The organism is Kitasatospora sp. NRRL B-11411, assembly GCF_000721345.1.
GTDB lineage: Bacteria > Actinomycetota > Actinomycetes > Streptomycetales > Streptomycetaceae > Kitasatospora > Kitasatospora cineracea.
In genome coordinates this window covers 1-8395 of record NZ_JOGH01000186.1, presented here as the reverse complement: position 1 = coordinate 8395, position 8395 = coordinate 1, and the positions used below count along the sequence as shown (strand labels likewise).

Annotated in this window: 11 protein-coding genes; 8 read left to right on the top strand and 3 right to left on the bottom strand. The window is 74.6% G+C overall.

The window, feature by feature from the left end; translation table 11 throughout:
• Together IH44_RS0137770 and IH44_RS0137765 are read left to right on the top strand one after the other, a co-directional pair.
• Positions 1-452: DUF6542 domain-containing protein (locus tag IH44_RS0137770; protein ID WP_030464373.1), on the top strand; the 452-nt coding region annotated here is incomplete at its 5' end.
• Entirely contained in the window at positions 445-2034 is a 1590-nt protein-coding gene (locus tag IH44_RS0137765; RefSeq protein WP_051818159.1) for an LCP family protein, read from the top strand. The genes IH44_RS0137770 and IH44_RS0137765, both read left to right, overlap by 8 nt.
• A 39-nt stretch (positions 2035-2073) precedes the next feature.
• Here IH44_RS0137765 and IH44_RS0137760 read toward each other — a convergent pair whose 3' ends face one another.
• Positions 2074-3006, bottom strand: coding sequence for a M56 family metallopeptidase (locus tag IH44_RS0137760; RefSeq protein ID WP_030464371.1), 933 nt, complete (start codon positions 3004-3006; stop codon positions 2074-2076).
• Positions 3007-3009: 3 nt separating this feature from the next.
• The gene (locus IH44_RS0137755; protein WP_030464370.1) at positions 3010-3453 is read right to left on the bottom strand and encodes a BlaI/MecI/CopY family transcriptional regulator; all 444 of its coding nucleotides are present in this window, start codon (positions 3451-3453) and stop codon (positions 3010-3012) included.
• Positions 3454-3720: 267 nt separating this feature from the next.
• On the opposite strand from IH44_RS0137755, the gene IH44_RS0137750 reads away from it, so the two are divergent.
• The 3 genes from IH44_RS0137750 to IH44_RS47010 all read left to right on the top strand — a co-directional run bounded on the left by IH44_RS0137750 (position 3721) and on the right by IH44_RS47010 (position 5717).
• Positions 3721-5094 (top strand): histidine-type phosphatase, encoded by a 1374-nt coding sequence (locus tag IH44_RS0137750; RefSeq protein ID WP_030464369.1) that lies wholly within the window; start codon positions 3721-3723, stop codon positions 5092-5094.
• A gap of 165 nt (positions 5095-5259) precedes the next feature.
• Complete coding sequence (locus IH44_RS0137745; RefSeq protein WP_030464368.1) at positions 5260-5556, top strand: hypothetical protein; 297 nt, start codon at positions 5260-5262, stop codon at positions 5554-5556.
• The gene (locus IH44_RS47010) at positions 5553-5717 is read left to right on the top strand and encodes a hypothetical protein (protein WP_157852606.1); all 165 of its coding nucleotides are present in this window, start codon (positions 5553-5555) and stop codon (positions 5715-5717) included. Before IH44_RS0137745 ends, IH44_RS47010 begins: the two co-directional genes overlap by 4 nt.
• A gap of 215 nt (positions 5718-5932) precedes the next feature.
• Here IH44_RS47010 and IH44_RS0137735 read toward each other — a convergent pair whose 3' ends face one another.
• Positions 5933-6424 (bottom strand): Rrf2 family transcriptional regulator, encoded by a 492-nt coding sequence (locus tag IH44_RS0137735; RefSeq protein ID WP_030464367.1) that lies wholly within the window; start codon positions 6422-6424, stop codon positions 5933-5935.
• A gap of 103 nt (positions 6425-6527) precedes the next feature.
• On the opposite strand from IH44_RS0137735, the gene IH44_RS0137730 reads away from it, so the two are divergent.
• From IH44_RS0137730 to IH44_RS0137720, 3 genes are all read left to right on the top strand, one after another.
• Entirely contained in the window at positions 6528-7259 is a 732-nt protein-coding gene (locus IH44_RS0137730; RefSeq protein ID WP_030464366.1) for an SDR family oxidoreductase, read from the top strand.
• Between the two features lie 182 nt (positions 7260-7441).
• Positions 7442-7924, top strand: a complete 483-nt coding sequence (locus IH44_RS0137725; protein WP_051818154.1) for an SsgA family sporulation/cell division regulator — start codon at positions 7442-7444, stop codon at positions 7922-7924.
• Positions 7925-8050: 126 nt separating this feature from the next.
• Positions 8051-8365, top strand: a complete 315-nt coding sequence (locus tag IH44_RS0137720; protein WP_123819823.1) for a hypothetical protein — start codon at positions 8051-8053, stop codon at positions 8363-8365.
• Positions 8366-8395: the final 30 nt, after the last annotated feature.

Here is an 8395-nt window from a genome sequence, read left to right as displayed (position 1 = left end):
AGCGCACCCCGCACCGGGAACGGCGGCGCGCCCCCGCCCCCGACGACCCCGCCCCGGCCCGCCGCCCGGCCCCCCGCCGCGGCAACCGGATGCCCGCCGTGCTGCCCGCCCTGGGCCTGCCGGTGCTCGGCGCGATCGCCGACGAACTGCTCACCCCCGGCCCCGGCACCCCCTACGGGGTCTGCGCCGTCCTGGGCGCCGCGCTGGCCGCCCTGGTCAGCACCCCGGCCGGCTGGTGGTGGGTGGTCAGCGGCGCCCCCGTGGTGACCCTCGCCGCCGCCGGCGGCGTCGACTACCTGGCCCGCGGCGACAAGTACCACGGCGCCGGACTGGGCACCGAGGGACTGAAACTGGTCAGCGGCCAGTTCCCGTGGATGCTCGCCGCGCTCGCCGCCGCCCTGCTCGCCGTCGGCGTCCGCAAACTCCGCACCCGGAGGTCCCGCCGTGGCTGAACGACGCGGCCCCCGCCGGGCCGTCCGCCGCCCCGCCCCCGGCCTGATCGCCGGCCGGACCGCCGCCTGCGCCCTCTCGCTGGCCGTCCTCGGCGTCAGCGGCTTCGCCTGGTACACCAACGAGCAGCTCAACGGCGTCAGCCGCTCGCACGCCCTCGACCAGGCCCGCAAGAACGCCCCCAAACACCTCGACTCCTCGGTCAACATCCTGCTCATCGGCCTCGACAGCCGGAAGAACATGGACGGCACCGACCTGCCCAAGGAGTTCGTCCAGGACGAACTGCACGCCGGCTCCAGCGAGATCGGCGGCTACAACACCAACTCGCTGATCGTGCTGCACATCCCGCCCAGCGGGAAGGCCCAGGCGGTGTCCGTCCCGCGCGACGACTGGGTGCAGACGTACAACGCGGACGGCACCGAGGGCAAGATGCACAAGGTCAAGGAGGCGTACGGCTACGCCAAGGACGCCGCCGAGGAGAAACTGCGCGCCAAGGGCGTCAAGGGCGCCGACCTCGAACAGCAGAGCCGGGAGGCCGGGCGCTCCGCCACCATCCAGACCGTGCAGAAACTGCTCGACATCCCGATCGACCACTTCGCCGAGGTCAACCTGATCGGCTTCTACGACATCGCCAAGGCCCTCGAACCGATCCCGGTCTGCCTGAACAAGGCCGTCGACGACCCGATCGTCTCCCGGGTCACCGACAGCAAGGGCAACGTGATCAAGCCCGGCGGCGGCACCGGACTGAAACTCCCGGCCGGCGTCAGCCAGTTGAACGCCGCCGACGCGCTCTCCTTCGTCCGCCAGCGGCACAACCTCACCAACGGCGACCTCGACCGCACCCACCGGCAGCAGGCGTTCATCGCCTCCGTCGAGTACAAGCTCAAGCAGCAGGGCGTGCTCGGCGACCTCGGCAAGATGCAGGACCTGCTGAACGTGGTCAAGAAGGACGTCGTGATAGACGACCAGTGGCAGATCCTCGACTTCGCCCAGCAGGCCCCCAACCTGACCGGCGGCAACGTCGAGTTCAACACCCTGCCGATCGACAAGTTCGCCACCATCGGCGGCCAGGAGGTCAACCAGGTCGACCCGGCCAAGCTGCGCCGGATCGTCAAGCAGCTGTTCGGCCAGCCGCTCGACGCCGACCCCGCCGCCACCCCCGCCACCCCCGCGCCGACCCCGACCCCGGCCGCGACCGAGGCGCCCGCCGCCGACGCCACCGTCGACGTGCTCAACGGCTCGTCCGTCACCGGCGCCGCCGGGGACGAGTCCAAGGCCCTGGTCGCGCTCGGCTACCGGGCCGGGAAGGTCGACACCGCCGACACCCACCCGCGCACCACCACCGTCAAGTACGGCGCCGGAGCCCAGGACGCCGGCCGGCAGATCGCCGCCCACTACGGCGTCAACGCCACCGCCTCCAGCGCCCTCGCACCCGGCCACGTCCAGGTCACCCTCGGCGCCGACCACACCGCCACCACCCCCCCCGCCGGCACCGGCTCCGAACCCGCCGGACCCGCCCCCAGCGCCACCCTCCAGATGCAGGGCCCCCCGGTCAAGGCCGGCGGCGTCCCCTGCGTCGACTGACCCCGCCGCCGGGGGCCGCGGCCCCCGGCGGCCCGCACCTCACCAGGGCGTGGCGGCCTTCACCAGCAGCAGCAGGGCGACCGCCGCGTTCAACGCCGAGACCGCCGAGACCGCCGTCCCCGCCGCCGCGACCATCGCGGCCAGGCCCGCCGGAGAAACCGGCGCCGGCCACGCCTCGCCCAACGCCGGACTCAACAGCGCCGTCACCCGGCGCGGAACCGGCCCCGGGGCCGCGAACGCCGCGAACGCCGGCGCCGGACCGCCGCCCCGGGTGACCAGCGCCGCCCGGGCCACCGCCCGCGCCGTCAACCGCCGGTCACCCACCGAACCCGCCGCCTCCTCGTCCGCCCACCGCTCCGTCGCGTACCCCACCGCCCGCTGCAACGGCCGCAGGAACGGATTCACGCAACTCGCCAACTGCGCCGCCAGCAGGTAGCGGTGGTGACGGTTCGCCAGGTGCGAACGCTCGTGCGCCAGCAGCGCCCGCTGCTCGTCCGCGTCCAGGCTGTCCATCATCGCCGTCGACACCACCACCCGCCCCGGCACGCCCGGCACCGCGTACGCGTACGGCTCCGGGTCCGGCAGCACCACCAGGTCCGAGTCCAGCGGCATCGGGGCCAGCGCCCGCTGCGCCCGGGCCCGGACCCGCAGGTGGCGGCGGAGCGAACAGGAACAGGCGGTCAGCACCGTCACCAGGCCCACCACCGCGGCCGTGCCCACCGCCTCGTGGAACGGCACCGCCGTCCGGATCTCCGGATCCGACCAGCTGTCCGGCAGCGGGTTCCCCGGGATCTGCGCGGTGCCCACCACGAACAGCAGGCCCAGCGCCAAGGTGCTGCACACCGCCATCGTCACGCCGATCCAGGACAGCAGCCGCACCGCGTTGCGCGGGTGCAGGTGGTGCTCGGCCAGCCGGGCGATCGGCAGCGAGGTCAACGGCAGCACCAGCGGGAGGAAGACGAAGGAACCCATCGCTCAGCGCCCGTCGTCCCCGCCCCCGGCACCGGGGGAGGGCTCCGCCGCGTTCAGCAGCGCCCGCAGCAACTGCTCGTCCTGCGGCGTCAACGCCGTCACGAACGAGGCCAGCACCGCGTCCCGGTCCGGCTCGGTGTCCAGCAGCCGCCGCATCCGACGCGCCGTCAGCCCCGCCGCGTCCGCCGCCGCCGACCACACGTACGCCCGGCCCGACCGGCTGCGCACCACCGCCTGCTTCGCCAGCAGCCGCGACAGGATCGTCATCACCGTGGTGTACGCCAGCTCGCCGCCCAGCTGCTCCTGCACCCAGGACGCCGTCACCGGCCCCGGCGCCCGGTGCAGCACCGACAGCACCTCGGTCGCCAGCTCGCCCTGCCCGCGGCGGCGCGGCCGCCCGCTCTCGTCGCCCCCGCCGTGCTCCGGGTCGACGCCCGCCAACTCCATGGGGAGACTCCCTCCGGCACGGCCGCCCGCGCCCGACTCGGACAGTTCGTCCCCCCATCCTAGGGGGCGGGCCCCGGCGCCCGGGCGAAGGGTAAAGAGTTCGCCAACTGCCCGGGGGCCCGCGGGAGCAGGGACCGACGGCGTCCGTTCACCGGGGCGACACCGGAGGATCGGCCGGCGGGCGGCAGCGGTTCGGACGGGGCTGGCAGGGTGCGGCGGTCGACCGGGACGGACCGGTCGACCACCTGCACCGAGAGGTTCCCCACCGTGAAGCGCACCGCCGTCCTCGCCGCCGCCCTGGCGACCGCCCTGGCCGCCACCCTCGCGTCCGCCGGGACCGCCGACGCCCGGAGCGGCGCCCGCGACGACTCCTACGGCACCAAGACCCCGTACGCCCCGCAGCAGGACCTCCGGCACTACCAGCAGGTCCCCCGCGGCTACACGCCGGTCTTCACCGAGAACGTCGCCCGGCACGGCTCCCGCGCGATGAGCGACCGCGCGGACGGCGACGCGGTGCTCGCCCTGCTGGCCCGGGCCGAGCAGGACGGCGGCCTGACCGGCCTCGGCGCCCGACTCGCCCCGCAGGTGCGGACGCTGCTCGACGCGGGCGCCTCGATCGGCTACGGCAACCTGTCCGCCCGGGGCGCCGACGAGCAGCGGCAGACCGCGCTGCGGATGGAACGCCGACTGCCCGGCCTGTTCGACGCGATCGCCGCCCAGGGCGCCCCGATCGTGGTCGAGACCTCCGGCGTCACCCGGGCCACCGCCAGCGCCGACGCCTTCACCGCCGGACTGGTCGCGGGCGAACCCGCGCTCGCGGGCGTGCTCAAGGCCCCGGTCACCGACAAGAACCTGCTGTACTTCCACAAGCAGCCGCAGAACGCCGATTACCAGGCCTACCTGGCCGGCGACCCGCAACTGGCCGCCGCGCTGGCCGGGATCGACGCCGACCCGCGCACTGCCGAAGCCGCCCGGCACACCGTCCGGCGCCTGTTCACCGCCCGCTTCGCCGACACCCTCAGCACCGAGCAGCAGACCGCCTTCGCCCGCTCGCTGGCCGCGCTCCGCAGCGCCGCCCCCGACCTGGCGGTGGAGAGCGGCGGCGCCGACCTCGACCGCTTCCTGACGCCCGGCGACGCCCAGTGGTTCGGCTACCTCGACGACGCCGAGGAGTTCTACCAGAAGGGCCCCGGCTTCACCGGACGCACCATCACCTACAAGATGGCCGGCGTCCTGCTCGACGACCTGTTCGCCCAACTGGAGCGCAAGGCCGCCGGCACCAGCGCCGACGGCGCCGTGCTGCGCTTCACCCACGCCGAGGAGATCGAGCCGCTCGCCGCCCTGCTCGGCCTGCCCGGCAGCACCGAACAGGCCGACCCCGCCCACCCCTACAGCTACGCCGACAACCCGTGGCGCGGCGCCCGGGTCGCGCCGATGGCCGCGAACATCCAGTGGGACCTGTACCGCTCCACCGCCGACTCCATCGACGCCGCCGGCGGCGGCAAGGGCCGGCCCGCCTACCTGGTGCGGATGTTCTACAACGAGAAGGAGACCGCGTTCAAGGACGGCTGCCGGCCGATCGCCGAGGGCTCCGCCTTCTACGACCTCGACGAGATCGAGCGCTGCTTCGGCCGGAGCTGACGCGCGGGGCCGACGCAGGGGGCTGACGCGCGGGGCCGACGCGCGGAGCCGGTGCGCGCAGGCCGTAAGGTGGGGGACGGCTGGTGCCCCGTCGGCAGAACCGGCAGGTGACGCGGCGTCGGCACCGCCGTACGGCTGAGCACTGACGGAAGGACGGCCTGCGCCATGGCAGTTGACATCCGGGTGGAGCCCCTGGGCGACCGCGAGTACCTGGTCCGGGTCGAGGACGGCCAGGTCGAGGCCGCCACCCAGGTCCGGGTCACCGACGGAGTGCTGGAACGGCCGGGCCTCGACGGCAGCGACGAGCAGCAGGTCGTGCGCGAGACGGTGGCGTTCCTGATCGAGCGTCAGCCCGTCATCGACATCCCGCCGATGATCGACCTCGACGACCTGGCCGACGCGTACGGCGACGCCTACCTGGAGGAACTGGCCCGCCGGCTCGGCCGGGCCCAGGAAGCGTGAGCGAGGACGCGCCCACCGCCCCGGACCCGGCCGCCGCCGAGGAGGAGAAGGCCGGGTCAAAGGGGGCGCCCTCGATGCACGGAACGGGCGGCCGGACGCCGGAGCCGGCCCCGGGCGGGAGGAGCGTCGGCGCGTCCGGCGTCGGCGCGGGCTCCGGCTGAGGTCCGCCCTGCCCGGCCGCTCGCGGGGGCGGGCGGACCGGCAGGGTCCCACCGTGCCGCTGCCCGCGAGTGCCGCCCGCCGGCCCCCGTCCTGGCCGCAGGACGGGCCGCCGACAGCCCGCAGTTCATCCCGGTACCGGGGAAGGTCCGGGCCCGCGGCCCCGCCGGCCGCCCCCGCGCCCGGGGCGCCGGTTGATCACGACCCGATGCGCTCGCTACGGCCGATCGCCCGGGCGTCCGTTCAGCCAGGCGCCGATCCTCGGCAGTGCCTCGGGGCCGCTGTCCCCCTCCACCGACGCGGCGAGGTCGGCGATCGTGACCGCGGCCAGCGACGCGCGCCACGCCTCGTCGGCCGCTCCCATCGCCCGGGAGATGGGGCACTGCTTCGTGCACTGCTCCGGCGGCGTCCCCAGCGGTCCGCGCTGACGGATCTCGGTGCAGACGAACGCGGGGCTCGCCCCGTCGACGGCCTGCACCACGTCCAGCACGGTGATCTCCTCGGCCCTCCTGGTGAGGACGTAACCGCCGGTCTTGCCCTGGACCGAGTGCACCAGGCCCGCGCGGGACAGCGCCTGCAACTGCTTGGCCAGGTAGCTCGGCGACACGTCGTGCAGCGCGGCCAGCCGGGCCGCCGGCACCGGCTCGTCGGCCGCGGTCAGCACCACACAGCAGTGCAGCGCCCACTCCACGCCACCGGACAGCTTCATGCCACCTCCACTTGACTCGGACAGATGGTATCCGAGTATTATCTCGGACATAAGCTGTCCGAGTTTGCGGCGGGGGCGCTCGGCCCACGAAAGAAGGCACATCGTGAAGATCACCGTCATCGGCACCGGGCTCATCGGCTCCCAGCTCGCCACCGAGCTGACCGCGCGGGGCCACGAGGTGACCGCCGCATCGCTGTCCTCCGGCGTCGACCTGCTCGCCGGGACCGGCCTCGACGAGGCGCTCGCCGGCGCCGACACCGTCGTCAACGTGACCAATTCCCCCACGTTCGACGAGCAGTCCGTCGAGTTCTTCCGCACCACGGTGAGCAACCTGCTCGCCGCGGGCGAGCGGGCCGGCGTGCGCCACCAGGTCGCGCTCTCCATCGTCGGCGTGGACCAGGTCGCCGAACTGGACTACTACCGCGCCAAGACGCTCCAGGAGGAACTGCTGCGCGGCGGACCGACGCCGTACTCGATCGTGCGCGCCACCCAGTTCTTCGAGTTCATGGAGCCGACCATGTCGTGGACCTCGGACGAGACCGCGGTGCGCCTGCCCGCGACGCCGCTCCGGCCGATCGCCAGCGCCGACGTCGTCGACGCCCTCGCGGACGTGGCCACCGGCGCGCCGCTCGGCGGGATCCTCGACGTCGCGGGCCCCGACGAGTTCACGCTCGACGAGATCGGCCGGATGACGCTCGCCGCGCGGGGCGACCGGCGCCCCGTCGTCGTCGACGACCGGGCGGGCCTGTTCGCCGCCGTCCGCGGCGACGTCCTCACCCCGGGCCCCGGCGCCCGCCTGGCACCCACCCGCTACCAGGACTGGCTCAAGGGCTGACCGCCCGCCGCGCGGCCCGTTCGGGGACGGAACGACCGGGGTGTCACCGAACGGGCCCGGCGTCGTTGTCCTGGCGTGCACGTTCGAGAGGCGCTGCGGCGCGCAGCGGGATGCCGCGTAGCAAGTGAAGAATCGTTTCTCCCCGATCCTGGAAGGCCCCACGCCGGGGGCGGTGCACCCCGGTGACCCCCGACGAAGCCCGGGTCCCGCCGCAGCGCGGCAGCACCGTCCGGATCGCGCTCCACCTCGTCCTCGAGGTCGTCGTCGCCGCCGACCTGCACGTCCCCGTCGTCGCCCGCCTGCGCTACGGCGCCGACGAGCCCTACACCGTCCACCTCGACAACCACGTCGACCTGCCCGAACCCGTCACCTGGTCGCTCTCCCGCGACGTCCTGCTGGCCGGGCTGACCGGCCCCGCCGGCCTCGGCGACATGTCGATCGCCTCCGGCGAGGGCCCCGACCGCGGACACCTCCTGGTCTCCCTGCACGGCGAGGAGGCCAGCGCCCTGCTCCGCCTGCCCGCGCACGTCCTGCGGGACTTCCTGCGCCGCACCGAGTGCATCGTCCCGTTCGGCTGCGAACAGGAGCACGTCGACCTCGACGGGCTGGTCGAACGCCTGCTCACCGAGGACGGCCCGGAGGAGGACCCGGACGGCGCCGGATGACCCGCTTCGGCAGGCGCGATGTCACGTGGCACGGTCGGGGGCGGCGCCGGGACGGTCCAGCCGTGTCCGGCACCGCCCGGATTGCGGGATTTGCGCGGTTCCGGGGGCCTCCCGCACCCTCTAGGCATGACCTCACCCGTGTACCGGGGCCCCGCCCTGCTGCTCGCCGACGGACTGGAGATCCCGGTCCAGGCCGAACTGACCGGCAACGTCCCGGAGGTGGGCCTGCCCGGCTGGACCGGCATGCTGGAGAGCGACGACACCCGGTTCAGCGCCGGCACCGTCCGCTCCGGCCGGCTGCGGCTGCCCGGCGGCTGGGAGGGCGGCTTCGCGGTGATGCGCCGGCTGCTCGGCGTCTCCACGGTCTGGGTGCGCGGCAACGACGTCGAGGCGTCCCCCGCGGACTGGCCGCACGGGGTGCGCGGCCAGTCCGCCTCCTGAGCGCCGGGGGGCGGAGGCCGGGGGCAGGGG

What these genes read in the sequence shown, in the direction of transcription:
- IH44_RS0137760 (WP_030464371.1), bottom strand. Translation starts at nt 3,006, where the DNA reads ATGGGTTCCTTCGTCTTCCTCCCGCTGGTGCTGCCGTTGACCTCGCTG.
- IH44_RS0137720 (WP_123819823.1), top strand. Translation starts at nt 8,051, where the DNA reads ATGACCTCACCCGTGTACCGGGGCCCCGCCCTGCTGCTCGCCGACGGA.
- IH44_RS0137745 (WP_030464368.1), top strand. Translation starts at nt 5,260, where the DNA reads ATGGCAGTTGACATCCGGGTGGAGCCCCTGGGCGACCGCGAGTACCTG.
- IH44_RS0137755 (WP_030464370.1), bottom strand. Translation starts at nt 3,453, where the DNA reads ATGGAGTTGGCGGGCGTCGACCCGGAGCACGGCGGGGGCGACGAGAGC.
- IH44_RS0137735 (WP_030464367.1), bottom strand. Translation starts at nt 6,424, where the DNA reads ATGAAGCTGTCCGGTGGCGTGGAGTGGGCGCTGCACTGCTGTGTGGTG.